Source organism: Dactylosporangium aurantiacum (genome assembly GCF_000716715.1).
Taxonomy (GTDB): Bacteria; Actinomycetota; Actinomycetes; order Mycobacteriales; family Micromonosporaceae; genus Dactylosporangium; species Dactylosporangium aurantiacum.
This window is the reverse complement of sequence record NZ_JNYJ01000020.1, coordinates 12,395-29,061: the sequence shown is the minus strand read 5'-3', so window position 1 is coordinate 29,061 and position 16,667 is coordinate 12,395. Positions and strand designations below refer to the sequence as shown.

The 16,667-nt window shown below is 70.2% G+C and carries 6 protein-coding genes and 3 pseudogenes; 5 read left to right on the top strand and 4 right to left on the bottom strand.

From position 1 onward, the window contains the following. The first annotated feature begins 8 nt into the window (after positions 1-8). The 3 genes and pseudogenes from OP18_RS21880 to OP18_RS51365 all read left to right on the top strand — a co-directional run bounded on the left by OP18_RS21880 (position 9) and on the right by OP18_RS51365 (position 2,513). The gene (locus OP18_RS21880) at positions 9-698 is read left to right on the top strand and encodes a hypothetical protein (RefSeq protein ID WP_033360858.1); all 690 of its coding nucleotides are present in this window, start codon (positions 9-11) and stop codon (positions 696-698) included. A 175-nt stretch (positions 699-873) separates the two neighbouring features. After that, entirely contained in the window at positions 874-1,557 is a 684-nt protein-coding gene (locus tag OP18_RS21875) for a ribonuclease HII (protein WP_033360857.1), read from the top strand. A 22-nt stretch (positions 1,558-1,579) separates the two neighbouring features. Then, positions 1,580-2,513: pseudogene (locus OP18_RS51365) on the top strand (DUF3500 domain-containing protein). Here the strand turns inward: OP18_RS51365 and OP18_RS21865 are convergent. From OP18_RS21865 to OP18_RS59160, 3 genes are all read right to left on the bottom strand, one after another. Further along, positions 2,507-3,544, bottom strand: a complete 1,038-nt coding sequence (locus OP18_RS21865; RefSeq protein WP_081970984.1) for an arabinan endo-1,5-alpha-L-arabinosidase — start codon at positions 3,542-3,544, stop codon at positions 2,507-2,509. The pseudogene OP18_RS51365 and the gene OP18_RS21865 sit on opposite strands and share 7 nt — an antisense overlap. Positions 3,545-3,641: 97 nt before the next feature. Continuing rightward, complete coding sequence (locus OP18_RS21860) at positions 3,642-5,096, bottom strand: protein adenylyltransferase SelO (RefSeq protein WP_033360856.1); 1,455 nt, start codon at positions 5,094-5,096, stop codon at positions 3,642-3,644. Between the two features lie 46 nt (positions 5,097-5,142). Continuing rightward, positions 5,143-5,316: a hypothetical protein gene (locus tag OP18_RS59160; protein WP_169788963.1), complete on the bottom strand. Its 174-nt coding sequence runs from the start codon at positions 5,314-5,316 to the stop codon at positions 5,143-5,145. 121 nt (positions 5,317-5,437) lie between these two features. On the opposite strand from OP18_RS59160, the pseudogene OP18_RS55365 reads away from it, so the two are divergent. Continuing rightward, positions 5,438-5,646 (top strand): annotated as a pseudogene (locus OP18_RS55365) (helix-turn-helix domain-containing protein); the annotation flags it as partial. A gap of 971 nt (positions 5,647-6,617) precedes the next feature. On the opposite strand, the pseudogene OP18_RS59760 reads toward OP18_RS55365, so the two are convergent. Next, positions 6,618-7,309, bottom strand: a pseudogene (locus OP18_RS59760) (IS5 family transposase). A gap of 107 nt (positions 7,310-7,416) precedes the next feature. Between OP18_RS59760 and OP18_RS21845 the strand changes: the two are divergent. Further along, positions 7,417-16,365, top strand: coding sequence for a LamG-like jellyroll fold domain-containing protein (locus OP18_RS21845; protein ID WP_162189823.1), 8,949 nt, complete (start codon positions 7,417-7,419; stop codon positions 16,363-16,365). Positions 16,366-16,667: the final 302 nt, after the last annotated feature.

Sequence of the window (16,667 nt, the reverse complement as noted above, 5' to 3'; positions counted from 1 at the left end):
GAGCGGGCATGCGATGGTTCCGGCGGAAACGGGCCGAGCAGCCGGCGGTCGACCCGGCGCGGCAGGAGGCGCTGCTCGCCGACGTCCGCCAGCGGTTCGGCGGGCACGTGCCGGCCCCGGCCCATGAGCAGGCCGCCGCGCTGGCCCCGCTGCTGCGGGGCGACGACGGGGTGGCCGTCGCGACCCGGATCGTGCACGACACGGCCGAGCACGCCCACGCCGAGCTGCGGGCCCGGGCCGCCGCCCGCGGGCTCGGCCTCGACCGGCGCAACTACCGCGCGCTGTACCGGCAGCTCGGCCCTGACCTGCAGTACCGGCTGGCGGACGGGGGGCCGCCGTTCCACCCGTACGTGCACCTGCCCGCGGCCCTGAGCGCCGTCGACGCGGACGTGCGCCGGGCGATGGCGGTGACCGACCCCAACTGGCTGCTGATCCACACCCTGGAGCTGCTCGACCTCACCGTGTCCGGCTGGGAGTTCGCCCGGGTCCCGGTCACCGCCGACGCCGCCGGGCTCGTGTCGCGGCTCATCGCCGCCGCGACCCGGATGCGCCTCACGGAGGACGAGCCGCCGGCGCTGCCCCCGGGCATCCGCGAGGTCATGCGCACCAACCGCACCCTGCACGTCCACGACCAGACCGGCGCCGTCGTGGGCACCATCAACGTGGGTGCCGAGACCCGCCGCTCGTTCCTGCTCTGACCGGACGGCGGCGGCCGCGGACGGTCGGGCGGGCCGCCGGTCACCGGTCGCGCCGCGCTCCGGCGACCCCGTCGACCGGGTAGGCGGCGCGCCCCGGACCGGGGTGCGGGGCGGCGTCTGGTTGACTGGGCCCGTTCCGGACAGGGGTACGGGATCATCGCGAGGGAGCTGGGCCTTGGCCGCACGAGTCGTCCGCAAGGTGACGCCGACGCTGGACGTGGAGACGTCGCTGTGGGACCGGGGGCACGTGACGGTCGCCGGCATGGACGAGGTCGGCCGCGGCGCGTGGGCCGGGCCGATCACCGTCGGCATCGCCGTGCTCGCCAAGGGCTGCCCGGCGGTGCCGGACGGCCTCGCCGACTCGAAGTTCCTGTCGGAGGCGCAGCGGGAGCGGATGGTGCCGGTGGTGCGCGCGTGGGTCGGGCAGTGGGCCGTCGGGGAGGCCAGCGTCGAGGAGATCGACCGGCTCGGCGTCACCGCGGCGCTGCGGACCGCGGGCTGGCGGGCCCTGGCGGCGCTGCCGACGCACCCGGACGTGATCATCCTGGACGGCGCGCACGACTACCTCAGCGACCCGATGGAGGAGACGCTGTTCTGCCCGGAGCGCAGCATCCCGCCGGTGCGCACCGAGGTGAAGGGCGACGCCAGGTGCGCCGTGGTGGCCGCCGCGTCGGTGCTCGCCAAGTCGCACCGGGACCTGCACATGGCCGCGCTCGCCGGGCAGTTCCCGCAGTACGGCTGGGAGCGCAACGCCGGCTACGCCGGCGCCGCCGAGCACGTCGACGGCGTCGCCGCGCACGGGCTCAGCGTGCACCACCGCCGGTCGTGGCGGATCCCGGCGCAGCCTGCGGGGGCGTGACCGACCTGGTAGAAACGGCAGCATGACGACGGCGGCGGCGATGCGGGCCGAGGCGGCCACCCTGCTGCACGCGGCGCCGGCGGCCGGGCTGCCGTTCGGCGACGACGCGCACCGCCGCTGGATCGAGTACCGGCTGCGTCCCCGGCCCGGCCTGAGCCTCGGCGCGCTCGACCCGGACGCCCGCAAGACGGCGCACCGGCTGCTGGCGACCGCGCTGCGCCCGCACGCGTTCGCGCAGGCCGCCGTGATCCTCGCCCTGGAGGAGGTGCTCGACCGCGAGGAGGGCTACCGCCGCGGCCGGCACAGCGACGACTACTCGGTCGTCGTGTTCGGCACCCCGGCGCTGGGGCAGCGGTGGGGGTGGCGGTTCGAGGGCCCACCACCTGTCGGTGTCGATGACCCTCGACGGCGACACCGTGCACCCGACCCCGGTGTTCCTCGGCGCGAACCCCCTCGCCACCCGGCACCGCGGCCGCGTCGTGACCCGCCCCCTCGCCCCGGAGGAGGACCTGGGCTGGGCCGTGCTGGACGCCGTGCCGGCGGGGCTGCGCGACCGGGTGGTGCTGCGGCCCGCCGCGCCGCCGGACATTCACAGCGGGCCGCGGGCGGCGGTGCCGCCGGTCCCGGCCGGCGTCCCGGCGGTCGAGCTGCCCGACCCGGCCCGGCACCTGCTCGACGACCTCGTCGCGGTGTACCTGGAGCGGCTGCCCGCCGACATCGCCCCGGCCGTGGACCGCGACGCGCTGACGTTCGCGTGGGAGGGCGCGACCGAGCGGACCGGCCGGCACTACTACCGGGTGCAGGGGCCGGACCTGCTCATCGAGTACGACAACACCGCCGAGGACCTCAACCACGCCCACACGGTGCTGCGCCGCCCGGACAGTGACTTCGGCGGTGACGTCCTGGCCGGTCACCGCGCCGAGTGGCACGGGACCGGCCGGGGCCGCGGTCAGTAGACGTACGGCCAGCCCGCGGCGTCCCAGCCGAGCCGGTTGATGCCCAGGAACGACGCGCCGCTGTCCGCGTAGTAGTGGTAGAAGAGCACGTCACCGTCGGTGTCGGCGATGACCGCCTGGTGCCCCGGCCCGTGGATCGCGCCGTGGCCGGCGAGCACCTGGGTGCCGCCGCCGGAGGTCAGCGGGGTGCCGTTGCGGTCCGTGTACGGTCCGGTGACGCTCGCCGACCGGCCGACCATGACCCGGTACGTGCTGGCCGCGCCGCGGCAGCACGCGTCGAACGACACGAACAGGTAGTACGCGCCGCCGTGCCGGTACACGAACGGGGCCTCGACGGCGCCGTTCGCGGACGGCCGGGAGGCGAGCGACCGGACCGCCGGGTCCGTCGTGGAGCGCCGTCCGGTGGCCGGGTCGAGCCGGATCAGTTTGATCCCGCTCCAGAACGACCCGAACGTCAGCCACCACTGCCCGGCGGCGTCGACGACGAGGTTCGGGTCGATGGCGTTGTAGTCGACGGCGCTGCTGCTGTCGATGACGAGCCCCTGGTCGGTCCACGAGCCGGACGCCCCGGTCGGGCTGGTCGCCAGGAAGATCGCCGAGCGTTGCGAGCCGAACGTCGACGCCGAGTAGTACAGGTAGTACCGGCCGTTGCGAAACGAGATGTCCGGCGCCCACAGGCTGGCGCCGCCGGCGGTGTACGCGGTGGTCCACGGCGCGCCGCCGGGCCAGACGACCCCGGCGTTGCGCCACGCGGTGCGGTCCGTCGACGTCTTCAGCGGCAGGTTGTTGCCGGTGGCGGCGAGCAGGTACGTGCCGGCGGGCGTCTTCGCCACCGACGGGTCGTGCACCCGGGTGTCGCCGGTGACGACGCCGGGGTTCGGGTACGCGGCGAGGGCGGCGCCGGTCGCCGCGCCGGCCGGCAGCGGCGCGAGGACGGTCAGGCCGGCGGCGGCCACGAGCGGCGCGACGCACAGCGCGAGCCGCGTTTGGCGGCGCCGGCGGGCGGAGCGGGGTGCTGGGGGAGCGGTCATCGACCCTCCGATCCTTGAGGCGGATCCGGATTGTTAGCGCTCTCATGCACTCGGGTCAATGTCTGCTGCCGGCTGCCGTTGCGCGGCGGTGGAAGTTTCAGGTGCCGCAGAAGGTCCGGTACGCGCCGAAGTCCGCCGGCGCCGGCTCCGCGTAGCGCTCCAGGCCCGGCCGCGGGGTGAACGGGTCATCCAGCACGTCGACCAGCCGCTCGAACGGGTCGAGGTCGCCCCCGGTCGCGGCGGCCAGGGCCTCCTCGACCAGGTGGTTGCGCGGGATGTACACCGGGTTCACCCGGTCCATCGCGGCCGCGTCCGGGCCCACGGCCAGCCAGCGCGCGAGCCAGGAGCCGCCGAGCGGGCCGGGCAGCAGCCGGTCGGCCGGGCCGGCGTCACCGCGGGCCGCCGCGGCGAGGGCCCGGTAGGTCGACGTGTGGTCGGCCGCGCCGGTCTCCATCAGCGTGAGCAGGTCCGTGACCAGGTCCGCGGCGACCTCGTCGGCGAGCCCGGCGGGCAGGCCGAGCTTCGCCCGCATGCCGTCGGTCCACGCGGCCTCGTACCGTGGACGGAACCCGCGCAGGGAGTCCACCGCGAGCGCGACGGCCCGCTCCTGGTCCTCGTCGATGAGCGGCAGCAGCGCCTCGGCGAGCCGGGCCAGGTTCCACTCCGCGACGAGCGGCTGGTTGCCGTACGCGTACCGGCCGCCGTGGTCGATCGAGCTGTACACCGTCGCCGGGTGGTATGCGTCCATGAACGCGCACGGACCGTAGTCGATGGTCTCGCCGGAGATCGTCATGTTGTCGGTGTTCATCACGCCGTGCACGAAGCCGACGAGCATCCACCGGGCGACGAGCGCGGCCTGCGCGGCCACGACCGCCTCGAACAGCGCCAGGTACGGCCGCGGCGCCGAAGCGGCCGCCGGGTGGTGCCGGGCGATCGCGTGGTCGGCGAGGCGGCGCAGCAGGCCGGCGTCGCCGGTGAGCGCGGCGTACTGGAAGCTGCCGACCCGCAGGTGGCTGCCGGCGACCCTGACGAGCACGGCGCCCGGCAGCGGCGTCTCCCGGTGCACCGGCCGCCCGGTCCCCACCACCGCGAGGGACCTGGTGGTGGGGATGCCCAGGGCGTGCATCGCCCGGCTGACGACATACTCCCGCAGCATCGGCCCGACCGCCGCCAGCCCGTCGCCGCCACGCGCGAACGGGGTCCGCCCCGACCCCTTCAGGTGCAGGTCACGGACCTGGCCGGCGGTGTCGACGAGCTCGCCGAGCAGCAGCGCCCGGCCGTCGCCCAGCCGGGGCGAGAACCCGCCGAACTGGTGACCGGCGTAGGCCTGCGCGACAGGGGTGGCACCGGCCGGGACGTCGGCGCCGATCAGCAGGCGCACGCCGGCGGGGCCGCGCAGCCACCCGGGGTCGAGCCCCAGCCCGGCGGCGAGGTCCGCGTCGAGCGCCAGCAGCCGCGGCTCGACGACCTCCTCGGCCTGCCACGGCACCGCCATCTCCGCCAGGTCACGGGCGAACCGGTTGTCCAGGGTCACGGTCGTCGCGCTGCTCACCCGACCGAGACTACGTCGGATCCCGCCCGGCCCGCCGTGCCCGCCGTCACGCGGGCTCGCGGACGCCGCCCGTCCCGCCGTCGTCGCCGGGCATCGGCTCGACCGGGGCCGCCGGCAGCTCGTCCGGCGTGTCGGGCAGCAGCTCACCCGGATCGTCCGGCACCGGCTCGCGCGGGTCGATCGGCGGGTACTCCTCGGGGTCAAGATCCGGATTCGTCATCACAGCAGTATCTGGCACCGCCGCGCCGCGCGCCTCTCGGCGGGGCGTCCAACCGACAGCGTCGTGACGGTACGCCGTCGCTCCACCGCGCCGGTGACGTGTAGCAGCTCGCGGACCTGATCGCCGGGAACGCCATCAGCGTCGAAGCCGATGGCGGCGCCTGGGACCAGGCCAACAAGCGCTGCTGGTCCTGGCGCACCGCGCAACGGCGACACCTACAGTCGTCTGGCCGCCGGCTTCGCCATCGGCACCAGCACCGCCTGGCGCTACGTACGAGAGGCGATTGACCTGCTCGCCGCTTCGGCCGACGACGTCACCGCCGCTGTCCGCGCCGCGCCACCGCCGTGGTGCAAGCCATCACCGTGCCGCATCACGTCGAGACCCGCCACGATGCGGCATGAGCATGCCTGCATCGCGCTTTCCTTGCGGCGCACCGGGCCGGAATCCAGCCTGCACAAATGCAGGCAGAGCCACGCGGCACTCGAGATCAGGACTGCTCTGTCACTGGACGTCTGCAACCGATACCGGCTGACACCCGAGGCCGGTTGAGCTGAGCCCAACGTCCACGCTCAGCAACGAAATCCCGCTGCGGGAGGAACCCCAGGGCCACGCCGTTGATGCTCATCACGATGAAAATGGCTCGCTGTAGAAAAAGCATTGCAATCATGGGCGTCCGTCTGAATGTCTGTCGTTCAGCGGTTGGATTTTCCGGGTGAACCTTCGGCTTGATACTGAATCTCGGGCTGGCTGATGTCGACCCTGGCTGATTACGGGTGCGGCCCTTGATCGATCATTCCTCTTGTCCGGGGAAGAAGATTCGATCAAAGGCTGCGGAGGATCAGCGTGCCTGACGGTGGCCATGGTGGTGCGGGTGGGATCTCGGCCGGTTCTGCGGTGAGTTGTACCGCTGCTTGACGGCCGCTGCCTCGTGCCGGCGATGGCCGGATCGTGCTCGCCGGACTGATCGCAGCATCGGCGGCCCGCGACCCGCAGACGTGGGTCGTCGGGGACGCCGGCTACGACGCCGCCCGCCTCGCCCGGCTACCCACCACCCGGACGCGACCCCGGACGCGACCCCGGGCGCGACCCCGGATGGATTCGCAATCGTTTCTCTGGCCGCAGCGTCGTATTTTGCTGCACCCGTGGAAAGGATTATAGCTGGCGCACCGGGCAAATCGGTGGAACTTGGAGGCGGAATGGATGGTCCCCTTGACTGATAGAGGGCCAATTCGCCGATTTAGTCTCGAAGGAAATCGCCGCCTGGTGGCATTGATGAGTTTGGAGAAGTCTATTTAAAGGTCCTAACAAAGTCGTCTGACGTGTCGGTACGTGATGATGCAGGTCGCGAGGCCGAGGAAGGCTTCGTGGATGTCGTCGCGGCGTTCCCAGCGGATGCGGAGCCGTTTCATGCCGTGGTACCAGGCGATGGTTCGCTCGATCACCCACCGGTAGACGCCGAGGCCGGAGCCGTGCGGTGTGCCACGCCGGGCGATCCTCGGATGGATGCCCTTGCGGCGGAGGACGTTGCGGTACTTGTCGAAGTCGTAGGCGCGGTCTGCGAACAGTTCGGCCGGTCGCCGGCGTGGTCGGCCGCGTCGGCCGCGCACCGGCGGGACCGCGTCGATCAGTGGCAGCAGTTCGGTGATGTCGTGGCGGTTGCCGCCGGTCAACGATGCGGCGAGGGGGATGCCGGCGCCCTCGGTCAGAACGTGGTGCTTGGAGCCCGGGCGGGCGCGGTCGACCGGGCTCGGTCCGCTTTTGGGCCACGGCGAGCAGCGCGGACGTGCGAGGAGTCGATGACCGCTCTGGACCAGTCCAGCTTCCCCGCGGCGTGCAGTTCCGCGAGGAGCAACTCGTGCAGCTGCTTCCAGACTCCGGCCCGGTTCCACTCCTCCAGCCGCCGCCAGCACGTCATCCCGGACCCGAACCCCAGCTCCTTGGGCAGGAACTCCCATTGGATGCCGGTGTGCAGGACGAACAGGATCCCGGACATGCGCTGCCACAGCCCGTCCGGCACGATCCACGGCGGCTGTTCACCACGCCTCACGGCCGAAGATGTTAGATCATCCTCCACAAAGGACGGAAGACCCTCGATCAACTTTGTTAGGACCTATTACTCGCGATCATCGTCCAGCTAGCCTTCGCGTCACGTCCACACGGGGAGGTCGGCACATGGCCGGACGGCGACTTCATGCTGCGCTGAGCACGGTACGTCAACGGCCTCTGAGGGGGCGTCACCGCGGACGCAGACCCCTGAGCGCCACCACCGCACTTGTCGTCCTCGTCTCGCTCTTCGTCGGACTCGAGGTTGCCGCGTACGTCGACGGGTTGCCCCCAGGCGCTTCGAAGGACCGGCCCGGGCAGGTGACCGGCGATGCCGAAGGACAGCACCGCCGTGTCGACAGCACGGCCACGCAGGCGCCCGGTGCTGCGGCCCGGTCGGGTCAGATACCGCATGTCGCGGGGGCTGTCGGACCAGAGGCGCGCTTCGCCGACGTCGTTCTGCCCAAGGATACGGCACCCGGTAACGGTGAACTGCGGATGACCTTGACACCACGGACGTCCACGGGTGTCGTCGCGGGCTCGGTCGAGGACACGTCCCAGCGCACCGCCCGCTCCAGCGTTTACGAGAACCCGGACGGCACCAAGACGCTGCGCACGTATGAAGACGACACGTTCGTCGAGATGTCCGACGGACACTTCGAGCCTTTTGACGGCACGCTGCACGGACGCCCGGACTTTCGGCTGTCGCCGCGTGCGGCAGCTCCTGCGACGTTCGGCCCGGACGCAACCGGCGTCCTGGCGACGCTCGACCTCGGCGGTCCGCGGGTCGGGTTCCGGCTCGACGGCGCCGCCGCCGTGCGAGCTCAGGTCAACGGCGCCACGGTGACCTACCCGTCGGTGTTCCCCGGTGCCGACGTCGTGCTGAGCACCTCGGTCACCGACGTCAAAGAAGACCTGGTGCTGCACGGCCCGCAGGCGCCGAGCAGTTGGCTCTTTCCGCTGGAGCTCGACGGGTTGACGCCCCGGTTGGACGCCGAGTCCGGGGAGGTGCTCCTCCTTGACGCCATGGGCGTCGTGCGCGGAAACATCCCGGCCGGGTGGATGGTCGACGCGAACGTCGGGCCCAGCGGCGAGGGGGCGGTCTCGACCGGGGTGCGTTACAGCCTGGAGCGGTACGGCACCGGCACCGGCCTGCGGGTCGAGCTGGACGAGGCGTGGCTGCGCGACCCGGCGCGGAAGTTCCCGGTCACGGTGGACCCGACGCTCCGGTACGGTCCCACCGACGACACCTACGTCTCGTCGCACGACTTCGCCAACACGAACAACGGCAGCAAGGACAACCTGCGGGTCGGCACCTACAACGGCGGCGCCGAGAAGTCGGCGGCCTACCTCGCGTTCGACACGGCTACCGCGGCGATGAGCGACAAGTACATCCTCGGGGCGTCGCTGAACCTGTACAACTACTGGTCCTACTCGTGCCAGGCGAGGCCGGTGACGGTGTACCCGGTACTGCAGACCTGGGGTGCCGCCACGGCGAAGACCTGGCCCGGTCCGTCCTACAACGTGCAGGCACCGCTGGTGACGAAGTCCTTCGCGCACGGCTGGACCGGCTGCCCGGCCGGTGCCTGGGAAAGCTTCCAGCTTCCGGCCGACCGGATGACGGGCATCTTCCACCGGCGGGAATCGTTCTACGGCTTCACGGTCCGCGCGTCGGAGACCGACAGTTACGGCTGGAAGCGGTTCAACTCCGGCAACCACGCCACCACCAGCAGCAGGCCGTTTCTCGACATCAACTACTCCGACAAGGGCGCCTCGTTCGAACTGCTGACGTCATACTTCGAGCCGGCGGTCACCGTCGGCTCGGGCAGCACCCTCAAGGTCCGGGTGACGAACCAGGGCTCCACGACGTGGTCACCGACGAGTGCGGAGAAGCTGAGCTACCGCATCTTCAACAGCTCCGGCCAGCAGGTGTACATCCAGCCGAACATCGCCGTGCCGACGACGGTTCCACCCGGCGGATCGTTCGACCAGGTCCTCGACGTGCCGGCGGCACCGGCGCTCGGCGACTACTCGATGAAGATCGATATGTTCGACACGCCTGGCTGGTTCCACGACGTCTACGGTTCGCCCACCGGGGACCTGTCGTACTCGGTGTCGAACTCAGCGCCGACCATCAAGGGCAACTCGCCGCCGAACAACGGCTACGTGTACTCGCTGCGGCCCGCCCTGTCGGTGGACTACTACGACCCGGACAACACGCCGAACGCCCGCAGCGTGCTGTTCAAGATCTGCAACGGCACCCCGGCGGCCCCGGTCGGCTGCCAGAACTCGGGCTGGACCAGTTCGACCCGATGGGTCGTCCCCGACGGCGTCCTCAACTGGAGCCGGCCGTCGTTCTGGTACGTCACCGTGTCCGACACCCAGCTCACCAGCCCGGAGATCGGGCCGTTCCAGCTCACGCCGAAGGTCTCGCAACCGGCGATCACCAACCACCTGTCCAGTGCGTCGGCGTCCGCCGACATCCCAGGGGTCGATCCGCAGGTCGGGAACTATTCCAGCGAGGTTGTCGACGCCAAGGTCGACGTGCCAGGCCCAGCCCTCAGCGTCGTGCGGACGTACAACTCGCAGGACCTGCGCCGCACCGGAGCGTTCGGCGCGGGCTGGAGCACGTCGCTGGACCAGCGGATCGAGGCGGAGCCGGACGGCAACGTGGTGGCGACGCTGGCCTCCGGCATGACGGTCCGGTTCGGTCGCAACCCGGACGGCTCCTACGCGGCACCCGACGGCAGGAACCTGACGCTGGTCCGTACCGCGGGGCCGCCACTGTCGTGGACGCTGCGGGACGCGTCCGGTGCCACACGGCGGTTCGACGCGCTGGGCCGGATCACCGACGTCATCGACGCCGACGGCCGCGTGCAGCAATACACGTACGACACCGCCGGGAAGCTCACCACGGTCACCGACCTCGTCAGCGGCCGGGCACTGACCCTCGGCTGGACCGGCGCGCACGTGACCAGCGTGGCCACCGACCCGCCGGCGGCCGGGCAGCCCGCACCGACATGGACCTACACGTACGCCGGCGACCAGTTGACCCAGGTGTGCGCACCGTTGTCGGCACAGTCGTGCGTGTCGTATGCATACACAGCCTCCAACCACTACCGGTCGCTCGTCCTGGATGACGGGGCTGTCGGCTATTGGCCTCTCAGCGATGCCTCGGGCACCGTTGCGACGAACGTTGCCGCCCGCCGCAGCGGTGAGCTGGACGCCACCTTCAACAGCGCCGTCCAGCGTGGCCAGCTGGGTGTGCTGGACGGCAGCACTGACACATCCGCCCGGTTCAGCAACGTCGCACAGAGCTCCATCGACCTGCCGAGAGGACTGGCGGCCACCTCCCGCATGTTCGGGTTCGAACTGTGGTTCAAGGCCGACACCGGCACGTCGGGACCCTTGCTCGGGCAGATGTTCGACCTGGGTGGCGCCATCTTGAACGACGGCCAGGTGCTGCAGGTGAAGTCCGACGGCAAGCTCGTCGGTGGCCTGCGCTATCTCACCAGCGGCGGCACAACCGCACGCGCCGCGATCACGTCGGCGGCGGCGGTGAACGACGGTGTATGGCATCATGCGGTGCTCACCGGCACCGACACCCGTCAGGAGCTGTACCTGGACGGTGCGTTCGTCGGGAGCCGGGACGGCGCGGTAAGCCCTTCCGATCCGTCGGACCGGATGACCGTCGGATACGGCAGGACGTTCTCGACCACCACGTTCACCTATGTGTACTCCCGCTTCACGGGCCTCATCGACGAGGTCGCGTTCTATCAACGACCGCTCGATGCCGCCGCGATCGCCGAGCACTGGGCGGCCCGCAACCAGACCAGTCGATTGACGGGCGTGACCGAGCCGGGCGGGTTCATCGCCAACCAGATGACCTACGACGCGGTCAGCGGCCGACTGGCGACAATCACGGACCGGCACGCGACGACATGGTCCCTGGCCGCACCGACCCTCGCCGCCGACACCATGCAGGTCGGTGTCACCTCGACCGCCCGGTCCGCGATCAACTATGTGTACGACCCGTTCCGGGGCAACCGGATCGTGGAACGCCGCACGGAGAACGGCGCCCGGCAGTGGCAGTACAACGATGCCGGATTCGTGTCAGCGATCGTGGACGAGAACGGCCACACGACGACGTACGATACGGACGCGCGCGGCAACGTCATCGGAATCACCACATTCCGCGGTGGCTATCACACCAGACGGTTCGGTTACTACCTCAACGCCGGCGACCCGCTCGACCCGCGCAACGACGCGATGATCTGGCAGTCCGACGCCCGCTCGGCGTCCGCGACCGACACCACCTACCGCACCGGCTACGACCTGGACACCGCCGGCCGGGTGACCCAGGTGACGTTCCCGGTGCCGGAAGGCCAGTACGACCACCCGGTCGAGACGTTCACGTACTCGACGACGGCGACACCGGCCGAGGGCGGCGGCACACTCCCGGCGGGGCTCCTCGTCAGTTCCTCCGGACGCAACGGCGGGACGACCCAGTTCTTCTACAACAGCAAGGGCGACCTGATCCGAGCGGTCAGCGCGACGAACCTCGAGACGCGCTACACCCGCGACGCGCTCGGCCGGCGCACCTCGGAGTACGCCACCGCCGGCACCGGCAACTACGCCACAACGACGTACACGTACACACCGACGGGGCTGGTCGCGACCGAGACCCGGTCGGGCGTCACCGAAGCCACGAACTCCAACGTCACCCACACCCGCCGCACGACCAACGGCTACGACGCGATGGGCCGGCGGACCAGCACCGCGGTGTCAGACCTCACCGGCGGCGACACGACCCGCACAACCACCTGGGCGTACGACCCGGCAGGACGGCTCATCTCGACGCAGGAGCCGACCGGAGCGACGACCACGCAGGAATGGAACGAACTGGCCGACGTGACCAAGCGGACGCTGCCGAGCGGCCTGGTCCTGGAGTACGTCTACAACAACGAGCACCAGGTGGTGGAGACGGTGGCGACCGGCGTCGGGGTCGACCCGACCGACCCGGCGGCCACTCGTCTGGTGCTGGAGGCGAGAGCATACGACCCGGCTGGGCGGCTGGCGACCGTGACCGCCGCAGGTGGCCGGCAGACCAGCTACAGGTACGCCGACGACGACCTGCTGACCGAGGTCTGGCAGTCGACGACGCTGGTCTCCAACGGGGAGGGAGAAGGTACCGCCGGGAACCTGGTCAAGACCGGCAGCCGCGGCTACGACGCGGCCGGGAACACGACCCGCGTGGAGAGCCAAGGCAGGATCGTCGACCTGACGTACGACGCTGCGGGCTACGTGGCGCAGCAGTCGATGCCGGCGACCGTTCCGGTGCGTACGATCTCCTACACGTACAACGCCGATGGCTCGATGCGCACCGAGAAGGTGCCGGGCGGATCCTCTGTGCGGTCGTTCAAGGGGTACAGCTACGACCCGCTCGGATTGGTGACGGAGGTCGTCGACTACTACGCCGGCGTCGAACACGGCTCCATGGCGCGGACCCTCGTCCAGTACAACCGCGACGCTCGAGGCCTGGTCCAGCAATCGGTCCAGGGCGGTGCGGTCACCAACTTCACCTACGACGCCGCGGGCGAAGTGACGGGGGTCTCCGGCACCAATCACACGGTGTGGCAGAACGGGGTCGCCAGCACCGGATCGTCGACGGTGGCGCTGGGCCGCAACACGTTCGGTGAGGTCACCTCGCAACTGGACGGCAATGGCCTGCGCCAGCTGCGGTATGACGCCGCCGGCCGACCGACAGAGCTGCAGCTGCCGCCTTACACAGCACCCGGCGCCATGGTGGCCACGCAGGCAAAGTATCTCTTCGAGTACAACCAGTCGGGACAGCCGACGAAACTCACCGATCCGTTGAACCGGATCACGACGATGACGTACGACAAGTACGGACGGGCGACATCCGTCGTTCAGCCGGACCCGGACGGCGCCGGACCGAAGACAACGCCCATCACGACCACCAAGTACACCGTGACCGGCGAGCAGAGCGAGGTCATCGATCCGACCGGGGCCCGCCGGCTCTTCACCTGGGACCCGTTCGGCCGACGTCTCACCTCGACCGCCGCCGAACGCAACGGCGCACAGACGCTGTACTACACATCCACCTACGGCTACGACACCGCGCAGATCAGGCCCGAGCCGGTCACGCTCACCGTGCCTGGCGGTGGCGTCATGAAGATGTCGTACACGGGGGCGGGGGAACCCGCCCGCATCACCGACCCGACCGGCCGCTTCGTGGAGTTCGCATACGACGAAGCTGGCCACACGACCCGGCAACGGCAAGGCCGGACATCCGGCACGACCGATACGTACCTCGACGTCATGATCGGCATCGCCTACGACACGATGGGCCGCGAAACCGCCGTGGCGAGCTGCGCCGTCACCGCCGACAGCAACTGCCTCAGCAACCCGTACGGCAAGACGACCATGACCTACGACAGCACCAACGGCCTGATCGAGTCGAAGACCAGCGGTGAGGGCCGGGTCACCCGGTACGGCTACGACAACGTCAACCAGCTCACCTCGATCTCGCAGCTGAAGAACCCGGGCGACGAGGCGTCCGTCATCCTGACCCAACTCGGCTACGACCAGATGGGCCGCAAGTCCCGCATGGTGGACGGCGCCGGCCACGCCACCGACTACACGTACAACGTGTGGGACCTGCCGGAGTCCACGATCGAACCCGCCACAACGGCGCACCCCGCGGCAGCCGATCGGACCTGGACCACGATCTACGACGCGGCCGGTCAGCCGATGACGGAGAAGCTCCCCGGCGGCGTGGTCCGTAACCGGACGTTCGACGGGGTCGGCAGGCTCACGGCCGAGACCGGCACGGGTGCCGAGGCGGCCACCGCCGCGAGGTCCCTGGACTACGACGCCGCCGGCCGGATCGTCCAGATGGGTGGCCCCAACGGCAACACCACCTATACCTGGAACGACCGGGGGCTGCTCACGCAGTCGACCGGTGCGGCCGGTGCGGCCACCTTCACCTATGACGGCGACGGCCGCGTGATCACGAAGACCGACGCCGCCGGGACGTCGACCATCACCTACGACCTCGCCGGACGCATCCTCACGGCAACCGACCCGCTCACCGGCACCACGCAGAACTTTACCTACGACAGCACCAGCGGGCAGCTCACCAAACGGCAGTACGGCACGGGCGCACAGCAGATTTACACCTACGACCCCCAGGACCGTCAGGTCAGCACCGAGGAATGGCGCAAGTCCGACAACACTGTACTCAGCAGCACGACCTACGACCGGGACCGCGACGGTCTGCTCACCTACCGCCGCTCCGGCCCGCAGACCGCCCAGAACCCTGGCACCACCTACGCCTACGACGGGCTCGGCCGGCTGACCTCGGCCACCGCAGGCAGCACAGCGACGACCTATACGTATGACAAGGCGTCCAACCTGGTCAGCACGACCAGCTCGGGCACAACGCGCACCGCCACCTACGACGAGCGGAACCGGCTGCTGTCGGCGACCTCCACCGGAGCGCAGCCCGGCACCGAGACCTACACCTGGTCCGCCCGGGGCACCCTCGCCACCGCGGTGACCGGCGGAGCCACCAGCACGTACCAATTCGACGCATTCGAACGGCTGACGAAGGCCGTCACACCTGGCCAGACGCTCGACTACACCTACGACAGCCTTGACCGGCTCGCCCAGCGCAACGGCTTCAACTCCGTCTACGCCGACCTGACCAACAACGTCATCAAAGGCGCCGGGTCCGACGAGGAAGCCACGCTGTTCCGGCTGCCGAGCGGCTTGGTCACCTCGTCGAAGGTGGGCACCGCGGCGGGTCAGGCGCTGCTCACCGACCCCCAGCACGGCGACGGCGTCGTCACCGCCGACCCGGCCACCGGCGCGGTCAGCGGCACCGCTGCCTACAGCCCGACCGGGACGAGGACGACGACCGGTGCCGGCGTGCCGGTCGGGTTCCAGGGCGGAGTCACCGACGCTGCCACGGGCATGACCAACGCGAGCGCCCGCTGGTACTCGCCGTCGACCAGGTCGTTCGTGTCCCGCGACACGTGGACCCTGGAACCGGAGCCGGTCCCGCAGACCAACCGGTACCTGTACGCCAACGGTGCACCGACCACCTGGTCCGATCTCAACGGTCACTACCCCTGCTTCCCGTGCCCGGACGGACCTGGCGGCGACAACCCGCCACCGGACCAGCCCACTCCGCCGCCCCCGCCTCCGTGCACCTCGTGCGGTGGTGGCGGTGGCGGTGGCGGTGGCGGCGGCGGCGGCACCAAGGTCTCGATTCCGCCGCGCAAACCGATTGGTTCGGAGCCGAACCAGCGCCCCGGCAGCGTCGACCTCAACGGCGGCCAACCCGTCGGCAACGCCAACTCCGTTGCGACACCACCAACGGTCTCCGAATGCCTCGACGACTGTGCCAACGGTCCGAATTACACGCCTGCGTACATCCCCGCCCATAACCCGGGCCCGATCCCGTGCAACGGACCGAACACGTGCCCGTTCGGTCACGACGGCACGCCCACCGTGCGAGTCTGTGACCTGCCGGGAATGGAAACCGTGTGCCCGTTCCCCGAATGGCTTTGGGACAACCTGCCGATCTGGGCCGAGAAGCTCTGCCGAGCCGGCATCTGCGGGGGGTTGTCGGTGCTCTTTGGCATACTCGTCGGCATGTTCTGCGCTGCCGAAGCCATCGTCTGCCTCGCAATTGGCGCCGTGCTCATCGGGCTCTATCAATTCGCCGTCTGCGTGTGGCTGAACGACCCGCAGACCTGGGACCAGTGGTCCTACTGCGTGACCGACACGTTGTACGCAGTTTTCGGTGCCGTCGGCGGCGGCAAGTTGCTCGGGAGCGGGTTGCGGAAGCTGTGGGAGTACTTGTTCGGCACACCCGTTCCTCGGTGGAACCCGAAACTCCCGGGAGTGCCGAACATCCCAGGACTGCCGAAACTGCCGGGATTCCCGAAGCTGCCCAAGCTGTTCGGGCCGTGGTGACATGATGCGAAAAGCTGTCGCAGCGGTAGCGGTCGCACTCTTCGCCGGCTGCCTCGTATGGCTCCACCGCGTCACCGGTCTCTCGGTGTTCCTCGTGTTGACCGGCATCGCGATCGGCGCCCTCATCAGAATCCTCTGGTTGGAGCGTCCGGACGAGCGCAACACTCCTCCGGAGCGACCGCAACCTGAGGACGAAGATCGGGCAGGCTCGACCTGACAACACGTCGACCCGGCTTCTGTGCGTGTTCGCTGCCGGCCGCGCAGCGAACACGCACAAGGGAGGCGGCCGGCGACCTCCGGCG

Bases quoted from the DNA above. Each gene is read 5' to 3' on its own strand.
- OP18_RS59160 (WP_169788963.1), bottom strand. From the start codon at position 5,316: ATGACGAATCCGGATCTTGACCCCGAGGAGTACCCGCCGATCGACCCG.
- OP18_RS21865 (WP_081970984.1), bottom strand. From the start codon at position 3,544: ATGACCGCTCCCCCAGCACCCCGCTCCGCCCGCCGGCGCCGCCAAACG.
- OP18_RS21880 (WP_033360858.1), top strand. From the start codon at position 9: ATGCGATGGTTCCGGCGGAAACGGGCCGAGCAGCCGGCGGTCGACCCG.